Consider the following 20,646-nt stretch of genomic DNA (forward strand, 5'->3'; position numbering starts at 1 on the left):
TCCGAATGCCACTTTTACAAATCAAGAACCTCAACGTTCGCTTCGGCGATGCCAACGCCACGCCGGTTGTCGATGGCCTGGACCTGGCCGTGGACAAAGGCGAAGTGCTGGCGATCGTCGGTGAGTCGGGCTCGGGCAAATCCGTGACCATGATGGCGCTGATGGGCCTGATCGATCATCCCGGCATCGTCACTGCCGACGCCTTGACCTTCGACGGCAAGGACATGCTCAAGCTCAACCCGCGTCAGCGTCGCCAGATCGTCGGCAAGGACCTGTCGATGGTGTTCCAGGACCCGATGACTGCGCTGAACCCCAGCTACACCGTCGGTTTCCAGATCAAGGAAGTGCTCAAGCAGCACCTGGGCCTGTCGGGCAAAGCCGCGCATCAACGTGCGCTGGAACTGCTGCAGAAGGTCGAGATTCCGGGCGCCGCGCAGCGTCTGGATGCTTACCCGCACCAACTGTCCGGCGGCATGAGCCAACGTGTCGCGATCGCCATGGCGATTGCCGGCGAGCCGAAGCTGCTGATCGCCGACGAACCGACCACGGCACTGGACGTGACCATTCAGGCGCAGATCATGGACCTGCTGCTGGCGCTGCAAAAAGAGCAGGACATGGCGCTGGTGCTCATCACCCACGACCTGGCGGTGGTTGCCGAAACGGCGCAGCGCGTCTGCGTGATGTATGCAGGCCAGGCGGTTGAAGTCGGTCAGGTCCCCGGCCTGTTCGACGTCCCGGCCCATCCGTACAGCGAAGCGCTGCTAGCGGCGATCCCCGAGCACAGCATGGGCGCCGCGCGCCTGTCGACGCTGCCGGGAATCGTGCCCGGTCGTTACGACCGCCCAAGCGGGTGCCTGCTGTCGCCGCGCTGCCCGTACGTTCAAGACAAATGCCGCCAGCAACGCCCGGCCCTGGACCCTAAAGCCCAGAGCCTGGCGCGTTGCTTCTTTCCGCTGAATCAGGAGGTGGCGTGATGAGCGAAATCGTACTGACCGCCCGTGACCTTACTCGTCACTACGATGTATCCCGTGGTCTGTTCAAGCCACACGCAACCGTTCGCGCCCTCAACGGCGTGTCGTTCGAACTCGAAGCCGGCAAGACCCTGGCCGTCGTGGGCGAATCAGGTTGCGGCAAATCCACCCTCGCCCGCGCTTTGACCTTGATCGAGGAGCCGTCGTCGGGCTCGCTGAAAATCGCCGGCCAGGAAGTGGCCGGCGCGACCAAGGCACAACGCAAGCAACTGCGCAAAGACGTGCAGATGGTGTTCCAGAGCCCGTACGCATCGCTGAACCCGCGTCAGAAGATCGGTGATCAACTGGGCGAGCCGCTGCTGATCAACACCAGTCTGTCGGCGGCCGAACGTCGCGAGAAAGTCCAGGCAATGATGAAACAGGTCGGTCTGCGGCCTGAGCATTATCAACGTTATCCGCACATGTTCTCCGGTGGTCAGCGTCAGCGTATTGCGCTGGCCAGGGCGATGATGCTGCAGCCGAAGGTGCTGGTGGCGGACGAGCCGACCTCCGCGCTGGACGTGTCGATTCAGGCGCAGGTGCTGAACCTGTTCATGGATCTGCAGCAGGAATTCAACACCGGTTATGTGTTCATTTCGCACAACCTGGCGGTGGTGCGTCATGTGGCGGATACCGTGCTGGTGATGTACCTGGGCAGGCCTGCGGAAATGGGGCCGAAGGAGGAGATTTATAATCGCCCGCTGCACCCGTACACCCAGGCGCTGCTGTCGGCCACACCGACCATCCATCCGGATCCGTCGAAGCCGAAGATCAAGATCGTCGGCGAGCTGCCTAACCCGCTCAATCCGCCTTCGGGCTGCGCGTTCCACAAGCGTTGCCCTTACGCGACAGAGCGTTGCAGCACCGAAGTCCCTGAACTGCGCACGGTGGACAACCGCCAGGTCGCGTGTCATTACGCGGAGCAGTTCGTGGCGTAACGTGCTGCTGATTGCTGTGTGAGCAAAGGCCGTTGCGTGTGAGCGCAACGGCCTTTTTTGTTCCAGTGCTGCGCCCCGGAATAAGGGGATTGTCGAATGTTCGGAGGTGGTCGGTTTTACGACTGCTGCGCAGCCGATCGTCCGAGTGCGTCCCGGAGCAAACGCGCTCCTGCAAGGGTTATGTGGCGCTGACGGATCTCGGGAACGGGCCACAAGACCTTGTGGATCAATACACGTCCCGCCGATACCGTCCTTGCTCGATCAGGGTCTGTACGCCCTCTTCACCCAGCAAGGCGTTCAATGTCCCATCGACGCCTGTGGCCATGCCCTCGAGACTGCCGCAGATGTAGATGACGGCGCCCTCGGCCAGCCAGCGACGCAGCTCTTCAGCGGCCTCGCGCAGGCGATCCTGAACATAGATTTTCTCGGCCTGATCACGTGAAAACGCCAGGTCCATGCGCGCCAGATCGCCTGACGCCAGCCAGCCTTTCAACTCACTGGCGCAGTGAAAATCATGCGCGGCGTTGCGCTCACCAAACAGCAGCCAGTTGCGCCGCTCGCCTTGAGCGATGCGAGCTTTGAGCAGGCTGCGCAAGCCCGCAAGCCCGGTGCCGTTGCCGATCAGAATCATCGGAACCGACTCGCTCGGCAGGTGGAAAGCGCTGTTGCGACGCACCCGCAGACTGACCGAAGCCCCCACGGCCGCATGCTCGGTCAACCAGCCGGAGCCCAGCCCGATGCTGCCATCCGGGTGCCGTTCCTGCCGCACGATCAACTCCAGCGAGCCGTCTTCGGGCATCGACGCGATCGAATACTCGCGCATCGCCAACGGCACCAACGCATCTACCAGCGCCTGCGCATGCAGACCGACCAGATGACTGCGACTGGCCGGCAACTGGCGACTGAGCAGCGCCTGGCCGAGCGTCTCGTTCAGACCCTCGACCTGAACCGGCGTATCTGCCGCGATGCCGAGCCCGGCAAGGAAGTGCTCGACTGCCGCCTGCGCGTTACGCGGAAGTACCTCGACCAGATCGCCGGCTTCCCACCGCGTACCGGACGTCGACGTCAGGCGCAGCAAGAACACCTTGGAGCCGACACTGCCGACGTTGAGCCAGTCGCGCTGACTCAACGTCCAATGCTCGTACTCGGGGGCTTTCCAGGTTGCGGATGGCGTCGATCCAGTCAACTCGCCCAGCTGCTGCTGCCAGTGTTGCAAAGCAGCGCTGTCGCCACTGTCCACTTCGACCGGCGCGAACAATGTGCTGCCGCCGCGCTCGGCCAGCCAGCCGTGCAGGCGCTGGGCAAAACCGCAGAAATGCTGATATTGCCGATCGCCAAGGCCCAGCACCGCGTAGTTGAGCTTTTCCAGCGACAGCGGTCGCCCTAGCAGCTTGCGCTCAAAACCGCGAGCGCTGTCGGGAGCTTCGCCGTCGCCGAAAGTGCTGACCACAAACAGCGCGTTACGGCTCTGGTTGAGGTCTTGCTCGGTCATGTCCGCCAGAGGCTGCACGCGCACCGGCAGCCCCGCCGACTGCAGTTGTCCGGCGGTCTGCCAGGCCAGTTGCTCGGCGAACCCACTCTGGCTGGCGAAACCGATCAACCAGGCCGGGCCCTGACTGCCATAGGCCGCCGTGCTGCTCGCCACCTCGCCACGGGCCGCACGGATCTCGCGTTTCTTGCGACGACGATCCAGATACAACAGCCAGCCCGTGATGAAAAACAGCGGCATCAACAGCGCCGCGACCGTGATGATGATCCGCCCGGTCAGGCCGAAGTAGCTGCCGGTGTGCAATGCGTAGTTACTGACCAGCAATTGCGCGCCGACGCCTTTGTCCGCGTAACGCGACACGGCCTTGAGCTGCCCGCTGACAGGATCGAGCGTCATCTGGTTCAGCGCGCGCGGATGCGGTGCGTCCTTGAGAAGGTAGAACACCGTCGCCATCTGTCCCGGCGCCTGTGGCATGCGCAGGTTGTAGGTCCTCAGGTCCGGCCCGGCCGTCTTCTGGAGGGTCTGCCAGATCGCGTCATAATCGGGGACAAGCGCCTCGACCGGCGCAACGTCCTTGGCAGCAGGCCCTGGACGCTGACCACCGCCACCACGACGTTGCTCACCCGCGACAGGCGGGTCGCCGATCAGCTTGGTCATGCCGTTGTTGAACCAGTCGTAAGACCACATCAGGCCGGTGACGGCCAGCAGCAGATAGACGATCAGACACCAGGTGCCGAAAACCGAATGCAGGTCCCAATTGAAACTGCGTCCCTTCTTCGCCCAGTCCAGCGTCAACCACACGCGCCAGTTCAGCGCCTGGCGCGGCCAGCGCAGGTACAGCCCTGACAGGCAGAAGAACACCAGAATCAGAGTGCAGGCCGCCGTCACTTGTTTGCCGTACTCGCCGGCAGCAAGGAAGCGGTGCAGGTTGAGCACGAAACCGAAGAAATCCTGGCCTGTTGCGTCCTCGGTGAATGCTCCGGTGTAGGGGTCGAAATTGTGCATCTGGCCCCGACGCTCGCCCGGTGCGGGCTTGAACCAGACTTGAGCGATCCGGTCACTGTCGACCTCGACGCGGAACATCGAAACGGTGTCATGGCCCTGCGCCTCGACCTTGCGGACCATGTCGGCCAGCGAAAGCTGATGATCGCCCGGCTGGACGAACAGGGTCTCGGGGTTGAGTGCGTCGATGATCTCGTCTTCGAACGAATAGATGGCCCCGGTGATGCCCATCAGGGCAAGGACCAGACCTGCCGTGATGCCGAAGAACCAGTGGACTTGAAACAGGACTTTCTTCAACACCCTCGATCACCTCGATAACCCGCTACGGCCCGCATTATGCGCAGAAACGGCATGTATTCTCATCTGTGGCTGATTCTTAATGCAAAACTGCGGGAGTCAGCATGCTCACGAAAACATCGGTTCAGGCGCTGCAAATTCCGACGACTGCTCCGACCCTTTCGCGAGCAAGCTCGCTCCTACAGGAGATGAATCTGTCCTGACACACCGCAGTCGACCGGCTCGCGCAAGACTTGCGGGAGTGAGCCAAATGTCCTTAAAGCCCTCTGCGATCAACGGCGTAACGCCCGACGCCTTCCCGGCTAAAGCCGATCCTACGAAACTTGCAGCGTCTGTAGGACCGGCTTCAGCCGGGAAGAGGCCGGGGCATGCCGTGAGGTGCAGTGGTTGGCAATCAGCCTTCGCGAGCACGCTCGCACCCACAAAGGCTGGATGCGTTTTCAGATCAGAAGTGGAAGCTGGTGGTCAGCAGGGCTGTGCGACCTGCCGCCTGGTTGGCGAAGTGCGCCGCGTACGCCTTGTCGTAATACGTTTTGTCGGTCAGGTTCTGCACGTTGAGCTGCAAGTCGACATTTTTGGTCAGCTTGTAGGAGGCCATCGCGTCGTAACGGGTGTAGGACGGCACGTACACGGTGTTGGCAGTGTCACCCCAGACTTGATCGACGTAGAAGGCGCCACCACCGACGGTGATCTTCGGCGTCACGTCATAAGTCGTCCACAGGCTGGCGCTGTTCTTCGGTGTATTTGGCATTTCATTGCCTTTGGACGGGTTTTCACCCGGCGTTACAGCACCTGTGCGCGTACCCGCCCGGCCTGGATCGACCAGTTCGCTCTTCAGATAGCTGTAACCGGCGAAGACCTGCCATTTATCCGTGATCTTGCCACTTGCGGACAGCTCAACGCCGTCGACGCGGCTCTCGCCAGCGTTCTGATAGGTGTTGTTATCAACCAGGACCCGGGTGTTGGTCTTCTCGGTGCGGAACACTGCAGCGGTCAGCGACAGACGATTGTTGAGGAAGTCCCACTTCGTGCCGAGCTCATAGTTCTTGGTAGTTTCCGGCTCAAGATCACTGACCGTTGTGCTGATATCGGAAACCAGTCCGTTACCCTCGATACCCTCGTTCAGCATGCCGCCAGGAGGCGTCGCCGACGTAGCGAACGACGTATAGATGCTGCCGTTATCCAGCGGTTTCCAGACGATACCCGCCTGCCAGTTCCAGAAGTTGCTGTCGTTCTTGCTATGAGCCGTTGCTGCCGTGGCGCTGGTGGTCTTCGCCGTGGTATCGAAACTGTCGAAGCGCGATCCCAGGTTGACCTGCCATTGCGGGCTCAGCTCGATGGTGTCGAACGCATAGACCGAACGGGTGAAGCCAGTCGTGTTGGTGCCGTTATAGTTACGCGCGATGGTGCCGCCGTACGTGTCGTTCGGGTTCGGATTGCTCAGCGAAGTACAGTTGCCCGGCACGTTGTTTCCGGTACCTGTCGGCGAGCAGTTTTGCAGGCCGCTGGTGCTGTAGGTGTAACCACTCACCTGGCTCACTTCGCGGGTCAGTTCCAGACCGGTGGAGTAGCTGTTCTTCAGGCCCATCAACTGGAACTGACCAAAGAGGTCGGTCTGGTTGGTGGTGGTTTCAGTGGTCGAAACCCGGGCATTGGCGCGACGCCATACGGTGCCGTAGCGGTTGACGTTGCGCTGACTGTCGTCCGGCTGGGTGACGATGTAATCCTGACCGACGCTGCCGTGGCGGAAAGTGTTTTTCAGCGTCATGTCTTCGTTGAAGTCATGCTCGAAACTGATGGTCGCGATGTCGCTGCGCGTCTTGCGGAAATCCCGGTCTTTAAGACCATAAAAGTTGTTGCTGTCGCCGCCGTCGTCCGGTTTGTCATGCACGTGGGCCGTCGCGGTCGCCGAGCCATAGCCGTAAGGAATGCCCGAATCCGGCAGATCGTCGCTTTCGACGTGGTAGAAACTGAGGTTCAGACGATTCTCGGTCCCCAGGCCGAAGGTCACCGACGGTGCGACACCCCAACGGTCATAGTTGACCGAGTCGCGCCCCGAGACATTCTGCTCGTGACTCATCAGATTCAGGCGGAACGCTGCGCTGTCAAGAAACTTGCGGTTGACGTCCAGGGTATAGCGGCGGGTTTGATCGGAGCCGTAGGTGAATGCGCCGTTCGTGAAGTCTTCAGCCTTCGGCAGCTTGCTGACCAGGTTGATGCTGCCGCCTGCAGAGCCGCGGCCACCCATGGCCGAGTTCGGGCCTTTGCTGACCTCGATCGACTCGATGTCGAAAATTTCGCGGGACTGCGCGCCGGTGTCACGCACGCCGTCGATGTAGGTGTCGCCTTGCGCATCAAAACCACGGATGAACGGACGGTCGCCCTGCGGGTTGCCACCCTCGCCTGCGCCGAAGGTGATACCCGGCACGGTGCGCAATGCGTCCTGCAGCGAGGTTGCGGCGGTGTCTTTGAGCACTTGTTGCGGAATCACCGTGACCGAGCGCGGAGTGTCCGTCAGCGGCGCGGTGTATTTCTGCGAAGCACTTTTCTCCGTGCGGTAATCGGTGTTGTCCACTGCATCGCTGTTGATGCTGGTCGCGCCGAGCGAAATCGCGTTACCGTTTGCCTTCTCAGCCTCTTCGGCAGCGTGTGCGATCTGCGATGCAGACATCGCGGTGACGGCCATTCCTATTGCGGAAGCGAGAAGCCGAGGTGAGCTGACGGACGGTTGTAATGCGTGGCGCGACATTGGAAGTTCCTTCCCCAAGGAGTGTTGAGGCGGCGGAATATAGTTGAGACTGATTTCTATTCGCAGAAAACTTACATTCTTTACATTTCCGCATTACGTTTTTCCTCCGCTCATCCGTCTGCCTGAATCAGCAGGGTTTTACACAGTCAATAAGAATCACTACCATTCGCCCTCTTTCGATCCAGAGTCGCGACGCCATGCTGTTACACATTCCCGGCCTGTTCACCCCTGAGGAAGTGCTGCGCATACGCGAGGCTCTCACGCAAACCGAGTGGGCGGACGGCAAGATCACCGCCGGGCATCAATCGGCAAAGGCCAAGCGCAACCTGCAACTGCCCGAAGGCCACCCGCTGGCGGTGGAAATCGGCACGGCCATGCTCGAACGGCTCTGGCAGAACCCGCTGTTCATGTCCGCGGCGCTGCCCCACAAAGTCTTCCCGCCCTTGATCAACTGCTACACCGGCGGCGGCAGCTTCGATTTCCACGTCGACAATGCCGTGCGGCAAAGCAAAGGCAGTGTCGAACGCGTGCGTACCGACCTCTCGTCGACGCTGTTCTTCAGCGAGCCCGAGGACTACGACGGCGGCGAACTGGTGATTCAGGACACCTTCGGCACCCGGCAAGTCAAACTGCCCGCCGGCGACATGCTGCTCTACCCTGCCACCAGCCTGCACAAGGTCAACGCCGTCACCCGCGGTGCGCGTTACGCCTCGTTCTTCTGGACGCAAAGCCTGGTCCGCGATGACGGCCACCGCACGCTGCTGTTCGAGATGGACAATGCCATCCAGCAACTCAGTCGCGACGTGCCTGATCATCCATCCCTGATTCAGCTCACCGGCACTTATCACAACCTGTTGCGTCAGTGGGTCGAGGTTTGACGATGGGCTGGAATCTGCGACGTGAGGAAGTCCTCGATGGCGAGCAGTTGCGCGCGATGCTGCAGGAAAATCCGGCGAGCGCGGCGCGGGCGATCCTGATCGCTGCGCAGCAGAACATCGTCGATGCTCAGGCGTTGCTCGGGCAGATCCTGCTCGACGGAAGCGGGATCGAGCAAGATGCGGCGCTGGCGCTGACCTGGTTCCAGATCGCAGCACGCAACGGCCACGTGATGTCGCACAACATGCTGGGGCGCTGCCATGAACATGGCTGGGGCTGCGAACCCGACGCCGTCAAGGCTGCCGAGCATTACCGGGTTGCGGCGGAATCCGGGCTCGACTGGGGCTTTTACAACTACGGCAACCTGCTGGCAACCGGGCGCGGCGTCAACAAAGACCAGGCACGCGCCCTCGCCTGCTATCGCAAGGCTGCACAGGTGGGCCACGCAAAGTCGATGAACCTGCTGGGGCGCTACCTTGAAGAAGGCGTGTGCTGCGAACAGGATCTGGCAGGCGCTTACGACTGGTATCGGCGTTCTGCCGAGGGCGGCGACTTCCGCGGACAGTTCAGTCACGCCGCAGTGCTGGCCGAACAAGGCCGGGTCGAGGAAGCCATCGAATGGCTGGAAACCGCGTTAAGCATCGGCAACCTCAACTTTCTGCGTGTCAGTCGCCAGGTGCTGCTCTCTTCCCGGCATCCCGAAATCCGTTTACTGGCGCAGGATTACCATGCAAAAGCGGCACACCTGGGGGACGAAACGGACGCTGCCAAATATCGTGACCTCTTGAATGGAATATAACGGCCAATTGTAAGTTCCATTTTCGAAATCCAGCTCTGTAAAGCGCGTCAAACACCACGAAAGTACGGGTTTCAGGGGAGTTGCCGGGCGCAACTTCTCAGTGACTGGAATTCTCCTACAGACTTAAGCCAGTTTTCCACTTTGACCTCTGCAAAAGCACAACTTACTCTCCTGTTCGTGCAGACAACTTTACCCGCCTGCATCCGGAGCGTTGACGAACTTCGGAAAAAGTAACGAGACATCATTAAAGGACTAATGATATGTCACAAGCAGAAAACGACCTTTCAACCGATGCGGCCACAGACCCCGTGGCACTTTTCAGTTCATCCGTTGCAACGCCTGAGCGCGATGCTCGGGATTCTGGGCTGTTATTGACCAAAGACCAGGTCAAAAAACTTAAGAAGTATGAAATAGCCGGACTGGCGCTTCCGACCGACCTGAAGGATGTTATTGCCTATCTGGGCTATGAGTCCGGGGCTGGCAGCGGTCTGGAAGCGAGGGACTTTCAAGAAACGTTTCAACTCGTGAACGGCCACGCCCGACTCTGGAATCCACTGCGCACGGATATGCTGACCGTCAATGACGAACTTGTGGTATTCGCTGGATCAATGCAGGTCTATGGCGAAAGCATGAACGACGTATTCAAAGATATCGCCACACTTGACCTGATCGAAAAACACAACATCAAAACACTTCAGGACCTGCGCAACGTCGAAATGGAGCTAGGGACCAAGTTTCCCGGCATCGAAAAAACCGACCGCGAAGACCTGGGTTATTACCTCAAAGAAATACTTGAAAAAGTTAATAACCGACAGGACGAAGCATTCAACATTAAACGGCGGCTGGACGCATTCGGCAAGCAACTGGCCGAAGACGTCGGCCCGGCCATCAAGCTCAAACTGTCTTTGATTGACAACAACTCTCTGGGCAGCGAAATCAAAGCGCTGCAGGTAAAAATCGATAACCGCGCGACGGATATCGAGGAGAAGAACAAAGAATACAAAGAGCTGGTGAAGCAAGCCATCGGCGCGGTGGTCGGCAATTTGATCATGATGATCTACTCCAGCGTCGAGGCTGAGAAGATCCGAAAGGAACGCAACAAGCTATCGGAAGAGCAGGAAAAAGACCTTGCGCTGATGGCGCAGAAAAACAAGATCCTGGCAGCGTTGGGCCGTGTCCGCATGGACTTTCAGAACCTCGATCTGATTGTCATCGATGCCGACATCGCCACTAAAAACCTCATCAGCGTCTGGAACTCGCTCAGCACATTCATCGCCGCTTCCGCCGAAGAAGTCAAAAAAATTGAAGACGGGCTCTCCCTGCGCAGATTCCGCAACCAATTCAATCTGGTGGTCAAGCCCTGGGAAACCATCGAGGTCGATGCCGAAAAACTGCGAGACGTGTTCGCTGCAGCCGACCGCGAATTCAAAGAAGAATACGGAGTTTAAAATGAACAATATTTCTCAATTTCCAAGTGCCATCGACTACCCGACGCTGAATCCGCAAGCGGTTCGAGAGACGAGAAGCAAAGCCAATGCTGCGACCGTTGAAGTCAAACGTCTATTCATTCAGACACAGTACCTTCCTTCTCTGCACAGCCGCGTCTCTGAACAGAATGATGCGCTGTGTACCGCTGACTCTGAACTTCGCGAGACCGTTCAATCACTGAACACTAAAATGGGTATTCAGATTGACACGATCCGAGGGCTTCAATCCGAGCTACGCGATGCGCCTGAATCTGACCATGAAGATATCATTGAAGACATCACCCTTCGGGTTCAAGAGGTCATGGAAACTGTGAGCCAAAAGGAGCGGGCGCTCAAAGAGCTTATTCCTGCCATGGCCGCTCCACTCGATCGCATGGCCACGGGGAAATACGTCACTCAGCTCGAAGCAGAATTGACGCGCTTGCCGGCAGAAGTCCTCGAAATCAAGGCGCGTCAGGACGCGCTGGAAACGAAACGCAAGGCGCTGACTGACGCGATGGCGCTGATCGAAGCCAAGGGCTTTACCCAAGTCGCAAAAGAGGCAGCGTTGACCACTCAGGAACTGGCCAAACTGGGAATGGCTCCGCCTGAGGTGCAGGCAGTACAAGCGGCTATTGATCTGGCCACGCAGGTCCTGGAGCGGGCCGAGAGCCTGATCAATTATGTGAGCATGATCGAAGCCCGTGACACGCTGCGTAAACGGATCAACGATCTTGTCGACAGCACGTCTGAGAAGACCGAAGAACTGCGTCTGGCGACGTCGAAAAAAGAACTGATCACCGAGTCCCATCATTTCGACGATCAGCGAGCGCAGTACGTTGCCGAGTTCGAAAAATGCATCATGGCCACCGCCTCATTTCTGAGCACTCACAGCACGGTCAACTGTGCTGATCAGGACAGTGTCGCTCAGTTTGGCGCGGACGTATTGTCGCTCGCGAAGCATCTGAAGGTCATGGCCTGACTTCATCCGCTCATGCGCAAAGTGCGGCCGGGAAGTTCAAGGATGTTCGTCCCGGCCGCATCCCCGGGAGTGTACGGGTTATGACTGCGCTCTGCGTCGCCCCTTATCCCATTAAAGGATTAACAACATGAAATCATCCGACCCCTTGGATGACGCCCCCATTCGCGATGAGAGATTTGACTTGGCAGAGCGACTGCCCGGGCTTTTGATTTCTGCCGCAGCTGGGACGTCAGAAGACGTCTTTCGCGCGCCTGGGCTTATTCTTACAAAAGCACAACTGGTTGATCTGAAGCGGTATGAAACCCGCGGCCTCGCACTTCCGACGTCGCTCAGCGATGTCATTGTTTATCTCGGCTACGCCACCGGCGCGGGCTCGAATCTAGAAGCCCGGGACTTTCAGACGACTTTCAATCATATCCATCAACATGCCTCGCAATGGAACCCGCTTCGCACCGACCTGATGAACGTCGGCAGCGAACTCTGGGTCTTCGCCGACCAGATGATGACTCACGCCAGCGGCGTTCGACAGCTGTATGACGAGGTCAAAGCTAAGCCTTCCGGAAACGTTGATCCGCAAGATTTGGCGGACGTCCTGCAGTACATCCAGCAAGTTGCTTCGCTCGTGCTCCAGCGTCGAAACGGGACAGAATCACTCAAGCGCCGACTCGATGCTTTCTCCAAAGAGTTGTCCACTGCAGTGATGCCCCAGGTGCAGCTCAAGCTACGAAGCATCGACACCAGCCACTTGCAGCCCGACATTCAAGCCCTGATCGACACCATTGAAAGACGGGGCGCTGACATCGAAGAGAAGCAACGGGAATACAAAACGCTGGTGAAGAAGTCGTCACTGAACATTTTTGCCTTGCCGGGATTAGGCCTCTATTACAGCGACGAAGCCGATAAAGTGCGCAATCAGATCAGCGCACTGCGTCAGCAACAGGAGGCCAGCGTTGTTCGGCTTGAGCAGAAAAACAGGATTCACGCCTCACTTCATCGTGTTCGCTGTGACTTGCATGATCTGTCACGGGTCATTCTCGATGCAGACATCGCCACTCAAAACATAGTCATTGTGTGGAACGGCCTGCACACCTACCTGACTCACTCGATTGAGGAAACCGGAAGAATCGAGGACGCACTGTCCCTGCGCCGCCTGTTGAACGCTTTTAACCTCGTGGCCGAGCCTTGGGGTCAAATAAAAAGGGACGCGGATACATTACTCAACGTTTTCAAAGAGGCCGATCAAGCCTTTCGCAAGAACTACGGACATCAGTAGCAATCCCGATTTCACCCGCAGCGCCATGGAGGGCGAATAATGACCACGCATCTTATCGAATACGACGACATGGCCTATCTGGGCTTCAACATGGGCTACCTGAAAAAGCTGCCCGAATACATTGAAGCCTTCAAGATCACGCTGGGGCTGGTGCCGGAAGCCGAATATGGCCGCTACGACGAACCGGCAATGGATCAGGTCGTCACCCTGGCGGAGCAAGGCAGCTCACTCTGGACCGCCAGCGCAACGCAGATACGTTCAATCCACCAGGACACCAAAAAGAGTTTGGCGCAGATAATCCTCATATTGGATAGCAACGCGCTCGACAGCCGACTTCCACCGCTTATCAAGGAGCTGCTACGCCATAAAGCAGCCTTCGAGCGCCAGCAGGTGGAATGCGATGGCATCATCGAATGCGCGCAGCAGACAACTCCTCGATTCATGGACTTCATGACCTTGAGGATGTATGAACATGCGAAACGCAAAGGACTGCTGGTCACAAGCACGTCGAGCAACGCACCGGATACGCTGGTCAGCGCGTTGATGGACGAGAGCAGCCTGGCTTCGGCGCGCAACAAACTGGAATGGCATCGCCGCGCGTACAACTCGGCACTTCTCTCGGCTGGAAATATGGGCGCTTACTGCTCGCGCCTGTCGTGTCTCTTGACCGCGACCGTCGAGGATATTCAGGCGATCAAGGCCGACCTGTCACCTCGACAACTGGCGGTTTCCTGTCAATCAGCGGCCAGTTCAGCGCGCGAAGCACTGCGCCTGATCGATTACACACACGACCTCATTCTTCGATTCCGCTTCTGAACCGGCAAAAAAAAACGGCACCGCGATGGGTGCCGTTTTTCGTAACAGCGATCATTACACGTAGTAGGACTTCAGCGGCGGGAAGCCATTGAACTCGACTGCGCTGTAGCTGGTGGTGTACGCGCCGGTGGACAGCCAATACAGGCGGTCACCGATGGCCAGGTTCAGTGGCAGACCGTACTTGTAGTTCTCGTACATGATGTCGGCGCTGTCGCAGGTCGGGCCGGCGATGACGACTTCTTCGACTTCACCTTTCTTCTCGGTCCAGATCGGGAACTTGATCGCTTCGTCCATGGTTTCGATCAGGCCAGAGAACTTGCCCACATCGGTGTAGACCCAACGCTCGACGGCGGTGCGCGACTTACGTGCAACCAGCACGACTTCGCTGACCAGAATGCCGGCGTTGGCAATCAGCGAACGGCCCGGCTCCAGAATGATTTCCGGCAGATCGTCGCCGAAATCTTCTTTCAGGAAACGGATGATTTCTTCTGCGTACGTTTCCAGGCTGTTGGTACGGGTGATGTAGTTGGCCGGGAAGCCGCCGCCCATGTTGATCAGCTTGAGCTCGATGCCGTCTTCTTCCTTCAGGCGCTCGAAGATCACTTTGACCTTGGCGATCGCGGCATCCCAGACGCTGATGTCGCGCTGCTGGGAACCGACGTGGAAGGAGATGCCGTAAGGCACCAGACCCAGGTCGCGGGCCAGGATCAGCAGGTCCATGGCCATGTCGGTCTGGCAGCCGAATTTGCGCGACAGCGGCCAGTCGGCGGTGGTCGAACCTTCGGTCAGAATGCGCACGTAGACTTTCGAACCCGGTGCTGCCTTGGCGATGTTGCGCAGGTCAGCTTCGGAGTCGGTGGCGTACAGGCGCACGCCCTTGTCGTAGAAGTAGCGGATGTCCTTGGATTTCTTGATGGTGTTGCCGTAGCTGATGCGCTCCGGGCCAACGCCGCGACCCATGACCTTGTCCAGCTCGTAGATCGACGCGATGTCGAAGCTCGATCCCTTTTCCTTGAGCAGATCAATGATCTCGACAGCCGGGTTGGCTTTGACGGCGTAGTAAACCTTGGCGAATTCGAAACCGGCGCGCAGGTCGTCGTACGCCTGGCTGATCATCGACGTGTCGATGAGTACGAAAGGGGTTTCTTGCTTGTCGGCGAACGCCTTCATTTTTTCGAAGGTGCTCTTTGCGAAATAATCTTCGACCTGAATCGACATGCGGGGACTCCTGTTGGCAAACGGTAAAAAACAATGGGTGCGAGGGCCTGGCCCTCATGAACGTCCTCCGTATCCCCACTTTGGTTCGCCTACTTCCCAAGGCCGATCGCCGAAAGCAAAAAAAGCCATGGGAAGCGGGTTCCCTTGGCCTTGCTGTCTCGTCGTCAGTACTTGAGCCGGATGGATCGTTTCCAGCATGGACGTTCGGCGCGAACTTTAGGACCTGAGGGGTTCAAGATCAACAAAAAATGTCGCTTTTATGCCCGTTTTTGCCGAGCGGGCATTGGCCACATCTCATTCACCCTGTAGTAACCGACCGATGTGACAGGGTGATGTTCCCAATGAAGGCCAATTTCAGCAGCTAGGCAGACTGGCGCCCGAATGTTCCGAGGTTTTGAGGCTTGCGCTTGCGGTGCGGGAGCTGTCGCCAGCCATTCGGCTTGCGACGGCGATCAGCAACACGCCCTTTCAAAGATCTGACATTGATCAGCGGTAGGATTACCTTCGATCAATCGGCAATTAAAACAGCCACGGCTACTTCGAAATATGCTCACCACTGTTAGTTCTGACAGTTGTCCACACCTGGCCGTACGAATACTCTGAATAAGGAAATCAGATGAAGATTAATTAATGTTCTGTCCGCTAACGGACGAGGGCTATGCCATGGATCGCGCCTGTATAAAACCCTGTTTCCTCATAATGGCTTTACCGGCCATTTTTATATTCACTGAAGTTCACGCCGGCGTCGGCAGCGACACGGTATGGCAGATGAGATATTACTATAATCGAACCCTTGAAGACTGCGGCGCCGGTCGGCCACTGGATCAATGTTCCGGATTAAGAATGCGCGGTACTGACAGCATGAAGTCTTTCGAGCCATGGGACCCCAGCCCTGCGTCCGTCAACAGCAAAGGCGTATCGATGTCATTTACCCGTCAGGACATTAAATATCAGGACTTGGGACTCAGGAAAAATAACGGGTTTGTATTGAAACCCAATGATTTCATCTCCGACTCAGAAAGAAAGATCGATACGTTGTGCTTTTTCCCCATTGACGCATGGACCGACGACCGCAATGACGCTGGCTGCAGCGACAACCGTACGACAGCTGAAGTAGAGAAAAGCTGCCAGAGTATGGGCGTCGACTCCGCAGCGCAGTGGGTGGAGAATTACAAAAAAGTTGGATTCAATCATCAGAAGCAATGTGGCTTTGAAATCAAAGGCCGAGAAGATGACGCGCAGGCTTTCTGGCAGGGCGTCCGAGCGCGGCAAGGAATAAAGGACCGTTACGACACAATCCAGACGCAAACCGAAATCAGGGTACCTACCTGGAAAGACGACGAAGATGCGCAACTGCCCATTCTCGCGTTTATCTACACGCCCACCGACAGAGTCAGAGATATAAAAGGCCTGCGCGAGGCCAAGGATGACCAGTTGCGTTATTACAATAAAACTGGCAAATGGGTACCGGTGGTCAGGGTTGATCTGCCGAGGAATAACAACCAGGAAGCCGTGTTCACTTACTACGATGCGGATCAGGCAGCGCCCATTCCGACCGTTGAGAACAACTGCAAAAGTTACATTGAAAACGCCACATGGGAACGCCGCGAAGATCCCTACCTGAAAGGTAATCCCTGGTCGCTGATGATCAAACCCACCGAATGCGGGAAGAAGATGAACAAAGCTCAACAGCATGCGGCCTACGCCGAGCTGTTCAGCAAGTATGCAAGCGACCCGCGCTGGCAGCCGGACAACGGCAGCATGGAACGTCAGTTCGTCTGCCATCTGGAATGGAGCGGTGATGACCGCGGCAAAAAGATATTCGCACGCGATAAGCCCACTTGGAATCTGGAACCCAGCCGCCCTGTGGCCTCATGGGATGAGGTCTTCAAACAAGGCTGCAATCCGTATTGAATAAAACATTGCGGTTGCCGGGTGCACACCTGTAGCAGCGCGGCCTGCCGGCGGTAGCCCATCGAATGAAAGCTACCGTCGACAAAGCGGACTTCTGCAGGCTTTCGCCCGCGATCAAAAAATCAAGAAGCCGCCTGCTCCGCCACTTCCGCTGGGGAAACGATGCTGGTCTTCTTCCCGCGGGACTGGCCGGAGCTCAGGTAGGCGGCGATCGACTCCTGGGTCACTTCACCCAGGAATACGTTTTCGGCATCCAGTACCGGTAGCCAGGAGCGGTTGAATTCGTACATGCGCGACAGGAGGATGCGCAGGTGTTCGTCGTAGGCCGCCGTGGCGTTGAACGGGCGCAGGTATTGCTCGCAGGTGCCGCTCTGGCGGTGCAGGTCGCGGCGCCGCACGTAGCCCATCGCTTTGTTCTCGCCATCGGTGACCACGACGTACCGGCGATCCTGTTCGTCCATGATTTCCAGAGCGTCGGCCACTGGCGTTTCCGGGCTGACCGATGGCGCGTTGTCGGCGGCGTCTTCGGCCTTGACCAACAGCAGTCGCTTGAGCGTGCTGTCCTGCCCCACGAAGTTGCTGACGAAATCGTCCGCCGGGTGCGCCAGCAGGGTGTCCGGGTGGTCGATCTGCAGCAACTTGCCAGCGCGGAAAATGGCGATCTTGTCACCCAGTTTGATGGCTTCGTCGATGTCGTGGCTGACCATGATCACGGTCTTGTTCAACGCACGTTGCATCTCGAAGAACTCGTTCTGGATCATCTCGCGGTTGATCGGGTCGACCGCGCCAAACGGCTCGTCCATCAGCAGCAAAGGCGCGTCGGCCGCCAGCGCACGGATCACGCCGATGCGCTGCTGCTGACCACCGGACAGCTCGCGCGGATAGCGATGCAGATATTGCTTGGGCTCCAGCTTGATCATGCTCATCAGTTCACGCGCACGGTCGTGGCATTTCTGCTTGTCCCAGCCGAGCAGCTTGGGCACCACCACGATGTTTTCTTCGATGGTCATGTTCGGGAACAGGCCAATCTGCTGGATCACGTAGCCGATGTTGCGGCGCAGGGTCACTTCATCCAGGCCGGTGGTGTCTTCGCCGTTGATCAGGACTTTGCCGGAGGTGGGCATGATCAGGCGGTTGATCATTTTCAGCGTCGTACTTTTGCCGCAGCCGGACGGGCCGAGGAACACACAGATCTCGCCTTCGTTGACGGTCAGGCTCACCGAGTCGACGGCTTTGACTTCTTTGCCGTTGCTTTGAAAGGTCTTGCTGAGGTTCTGCAGTTCAATCATTTGTTTAGCGATCATTTGAGCAATCCTTTTGGAGTCAGCGAGCGTTGTAGCCATTGCAGAAGCAGGTCGGCGAAGATGGCCAGAATGCTGACCAGTACGGCGCCGACGATCAGCATCGACATGTCGCTGCGGCTGATGGAAGCGAGGATGAGTACGCCCAGACCGCCAGCGCCGATCGTGGCGGCAATGGTCATGACGCCGATGTTCATGACCACGGCGGTGCGCACGCCGGCGAGGATCACGGGCACGGCGATCGGCAGTTCGACCATGCGCAGGCGCTGGCCGAAGGTCATGCCGATGCCTTTGGCGGCCTCGCGGATACCGGGTTCGACGCCGGTCAGCGCGAGATAGGTGTTACGCATGATGGGCAACAGCGAATACAGGAACACCGCCGTGATCGCCGGCATCGGGCCAAGCCCCTGGCCGAACTTGGAGTAGAACGGCAGCAACAGGCCGAACAGGGCGATCGACGGGATGGTCAGCAGCACCGTGGCGCTGGCTTGCAGCGGGCCGGCCAATACCGGGAAACGTGTCATGAACACGCCCAGCGGCACCCCGGCGAGGATCGCCAGCGACACCGCGATGCCCACCAGCGCGATGTGTTGCAAGGTCAGGTGCATGACCTGATTCCAGTCCAGATGGGAGAAGGCGCTGAGGAAGCTCATAGTTTCTCCTCTCGTTGTTTTTCTACCGGCGTCTGCCTGATCGGCACGCTTTCGGCGGAAGGATTGATCGGGTGGCTTCGCAGGAAGTCAGCAGCCACGACGGTAGGACTTTCGTGATCGACGTCGACGCGCGCGTTCAGATCGATCATCGTCTGGTTGTCCAGCAGCGCGGCCAGCGGTTTGAGCTGTTCGGCCAGTTGCGGGTGCTGGTCCAGGTACTCCTTGCGGATCACCGGTGCGGCGGTGTAATCGGGGAAGTAGTGCTTGTCATCGTCCAACACCTTGAGCTTGAACGCATTGAGGCGTCCGTCCGTGGTGTAGACCAGACCTGCGAACACTTGCCCGTTGCGCAGCGCGGTGTAGACGAGACCGGCATCCATCTGACGAGTGTTTTCACGGCTCAGGTTCATGTCGTAGTGCTTGACCATGCCCACCAGCCCGTCGGAACGGTTGGCGAATTCGGTGTCGAGCGCGACGATATGACTCTCCTTCGCCTCATCCTTGAGCAAGGTTGTCAGTTGGGAAACGTTGTTGATCTGTGGATACGCTTTGGCAACCTTGTCCGGCAGCGCCAGCGCGTAGGTGTTGTTGAACTTCGAGGGGGACAGCCAGACCAGGCCCTTTTTAGCGTCCAGATCCTTCACGCGCTGATAGGTCTGTTCGCTGTCGAGCTTTTCATCGACATGGTTGTAGGCCACCAATGACACGCCGGTGTATTCCCAGAGCATGTCCAGCTGGCCGGATTCCTGCGCACTGCGCGCAAGGTTGCTGCCCAGCCCCCCGGTGATCTGCACCTGATAGCCCTTGTCGCGCAGGTATTGCGCGGTCAGTTCGGCAAGGATGGTTTGCTCGGTGAATACCCGGGCGCCGATGCGCAGGACAGGCATTTCCGCCGCCTGGGCGAACCCCGCCAGCAGCAGGCCCGCGCCTGCGATGAGTGTGCATAACTTCTTCATTCCAATTCCTTCTTCAGCGCGGCGGCTCAGCGAGCCAGGCCACGTTCCAGCCAGAGGCGACTCGCCAGGGTCACGGCGCCGTCGAGCAACAGGGCGAGCAGCGCGGTACACGCAGCGCCCAGCACGAGCTGTGGCTGGTTGTTCAGGGCAATGCCGGGGAAGATCAGGCTGCCAAGGCTGTTGGCGCCGATCAGAAACGCCAGCGGTGCGGTGCCGACGTTGATCGCCAGTGCCACCCGCACGCCGCCGACGATGATCGGCACCGCATTGGGCAGCTCGACACGCCACAGCACCTGACGAGGCGTCATGCCGATGCCGGTGGCCGCTTCTTTGAGAGAGCCCTGGACGTTTTTGAGGCCTTCGTAGGTGTTGCGCACGATCGGCAGCAACGAGGCGAGGAACAGCGCGAAGATCGCAGGTCCGCTGCCGATGCCCAGGATGCCCAGAGCAATGGCCAGAACCGCAAGAGGAGGAACGGTGTTACCGATGTTGAAGATCTGCATGAAGCGTTCGGCGCGGCCAACCATGTTCGGTCGGCTCAAGACAATGCCAGTCGGAATTCCGACCACCAGTGCCGCCAGCATCGATGCAAGTACAAGCACCACGTGGGCTTGCAGGTAAAACAGCAGATCATCCTGATACTGCTTGAGGGTACTGATGCCGATCCACTGGATCAGCAGGGCCAGAAGCACGACGACAATCGCACCTCCCATTAGCCCCTTGCCATAGCGATTAGCCACAGGCGGACTCCTTATTTCAGTCGGCGAACGTCTGGCGCGCGACGGGCCTGTTCAGGCCGTCAGCGAACGTTCGCGAAGAGCAGCGGGTGGATCGCCGGAAAGGGTGAAGCTTCGGCGAAGACACAAGCCATGAGCGCAGCTTCGTCAAGCTAACTTGCTGATTTTGC

The 20,646-nt window shown here is 58.4% G+C and carries 16 protein-coding genes; 9 read left to right on the top strand and 7 right to left on the bottom strand.

Going from position 1 to position 20,646, the window contains the following annotated elements; genetic code table 11:
- The first annotated feature begins 5 nt into the window (after window positions 1-5).
- On the top strand, window positions 6-974 hold the full coding sequence (locus AAGQ88_RS22155) for an oligopeptide/dipeptide ABC transporter ATP-binding protein (protein ID WP_285422551.1): 969 nt from the start codon (window positions 6-8) through the stop codon (window positions 972-974).
- The gene (locus AAGQ88_RS22160) at window positions 974-1,948 is read left to right on the top strand and encodes a peptide ABC transporter ATP-binding protein (protein WP_285422552.1); all 975 of its coding nucleotides are present in this window, start codon (window positions 974-976) and stop codon (window positions 1,946-1,948) included. The genes AAGQ88_RS22155 and AAGQ88_RS22160 overlap by 1 nt, the downstream gene beginning before the upstream one ends.
- Window positions 1,949-2,174: 226 nt before the next feature.
- On the opposite strand, the gene AAGQ88_RS22165 is transcribed toward AAGQ88_RS22160, so the two are convergent.
- Together AAGQ88_RS22165 and AAGQ88_RS22170 are read right to left on the bottom strand one after the other, a co-directional pair.
- Window positions 2,175-4,736 carry a sulfite reductase flavoprotein subunit alpha gene (locus AAGQ88_RS22165; protein WP_342655865.1) on the bottom strand — a complete coding sequence of 854 codons (2,562 nt, stop codon included), beginning with the start codon at window positions 4,734-4,736 and terminating at the stop codon, window positions 2,175-2,177.
- Window positions 4,737-5,181: 445 nt separating this feature from the next.
- Window positions 5,182-7,485: a TonB-dependent siderophore receptor gene (locus AAGQ88_RS22170; RefSeq protein WP_342653582.1), complete on the bottom strand. Its 2,304-nt coding sequence runs from the start codon at window positions 7,483-7,485 to the stop codon at window positions 5,182-5,184.
- A 197-nt stretch (window positions 7,486-7,682) separates the two neighbouring features.
- Between AAGQ88_RS22170 and AAGQ88_RS22175 the strand changes: the two genes are divergently transcribed.
- From AAGQ88_RS22175 to AAGQ88_RS22200, 6 genes are all read left to right on the top strand, one after another.
- The gene (locus AAGQ88_RS22175; RefSeq protein WP_342653583.1) at window positions 7,683-8,363 is read left to right on the top strand and encodes a Fe2+-dependent dioxygenase; all 681 of its coding nucleotides are present in this window, start codon (window positions 7,683-7,685) and stop codon (window positions 8,361-8,363) included.
- 2 nt (window positions 8,364-8,365) lie between these two features.
- The gene (locus tag AAGQ88_RS22180; RefSeq protein ID WP_342653584.1) at window positions 8,366-9,160 is read left to right on the top strand and encodes a tetratricopeptide repeat protein; all 795 of its coding nucleotides are present in this window, start codon (window positions 8,366-8,368) and stop codon (window positions 9,158-9,160) included.
- A 260-nt stretch (window positions 9,161-9,420) separates the two neighbouring features.
- A complete protein-coding gene (locus AAGQ88_RS22185; protein ID WP_342653585.1) occupies window positions 9,421-10,608 on the top strand; it encodes an alpha-xenorhabdolysin family binary toxin subunit A in 1,188 nt (395 codons plus the stop codon).
- Window position 10,609: 1 nt separating this feature from the next.
- A complete protein-coding gene (locus AAGQ88_RS22190; protein WP_342653586.1) occupies window positions 10,610-11,608 on the top strand; it encodes an alpha-xenorhabdolysin family binary toxin subunit B in 999 nt (332 codons plus the stop codon).
- Window positions 11,609-11,735: 127 nt separating this feature from the next.
- Window positions 11,736-12,881: an alpha-xenorhabdolysin family binary toxin subunit A gene (locus AAGQ88_RS22195; RefSeq protein ID WP_342653587.1), complete on the top strand. Its 1,146-nt coding sequence runs from the start codon at window positions 11,736-11,738 to the stop codon at window positions 12,879-12,881.
- 39 nt (window positions 12,882-12,920) lie between these two features.
- The gene (locus tag AAGQ88_RS22200) at window positions 12,921-13,697 is read left to right on the top strand and encodes a hypothetical protein (RefSeq protein ID WP_342653588.1); all 777 of its coding nucleotides are present in this window, start codon (window positions 12,921-12,923) and stop codon (window positions 13,695-13,697) included.
- A 54-nt stretch (window positions 13,698-13,751) separates the two neighbouring features.
- On the opposite strand, the gene AAGQ88_RS22205 is transcribed toward AAGQ88_RS22200, so the two are convergent.
- Window positions 13,752-14,915, bottom strand: a complete 1,164-nt coding sequence (locus AAGQ88_RS22205; RefSeq protein ID WP_093462711.1) for a type III PLP-dependent enzyme — start codon at window positions 14,913-14,915, stop codon at window positions 13,752-13,754.
- Between the two features lie 663 nt (window positions 14,916-15,578).
- Between AAGQ88_RS22205 and AAGQ88_RS22210 the strand changes: the two genes are divergently transcribed.
- A complete protein-coding gene (locus tag AAGQ88_RS22210) occupies window positions 15,579-16,829 on the top strand; it encodes a DUF2599 domain-containing protein (protein WP_342653589.1) in 1,251 nt (416 codons plus the stop codon).
- A 122-nt stretch (window positions 16,830-16,951) separates the two neighbouring features.
- Here the strand turns inward: AAGQ88_RS22210 and AAGQ88_RS22215 are convergent, their stop codons facing one another.
- From AAGQ88_RS22215 to AAGQ88_RS22230, 4 genes are read right to left on the bottom strand one after another with little or no spacing between them, the layout of a single operon-like run.
- A complete protein-coding gene (locus tag AAGQ88_RS22215; RefSeq protein WP_342655866.1) occupies window positions 16,952-18,118 on the bottom strand; it encodes an ABC transporter ATP-binding protein in 1,167 nt (388 codons plus the stop codon).
- An 11-nt stretch (window positions 18,119-18,129) separates the two neighbouring features.
- Window positions 18,130-18,783 (bottom strand): ABC transporter permease, encoded by a 654-nt coding sequence (locus tag AAGQ88_RS22220; protein WP_285422561.1) that lies wholly within the window; start codon window positions 18,781-18,783, stop codon window positions 18,130-18,132.
- On the bottom strand, window positions 18,780-19,739 hold the full coding sequence (locus tag AAGQ88_RS22225) for a glycine betaine ABC transporter substrate-binding protein (RefSeq protein ID WP_342653590.1): 960 nt from the start codon (window positions 19,737-19,739) through the stop codon (window positions 18,780-18,782). The genes AAGQ88_RS22220 and AAGQ88_RS22225 overlap by 4 nt, the downstream gene beginning before the upstream one ends.
- 26 nt (window positions 19,740-19,765) lie before the next feature.
- The gene (locus AAGQ88_RS22230) at window positions 19,766-20,452 is read right to left on the bottom strand and encodes an ABC transporter permease (RefSeq protein WP_342655867.1); all 687 of its coding nucleotides are present in this window, start codon (window positions 20,450-20,452) and stop codon (window positions 19,766-19,768) included.
- Window positions 20,453-20,646: the final 194 nt, after the last annotated feature.

Source organism: Pseudomonas sp. F3-2 (assembly GCF_038804275.1).
Taxonomy (GTDB): Bacteria; Pseudomonadota; Gammaproteobacteria; order Pseudomonadales; family Pseudomonadaceae; genus Aquipseudomonas.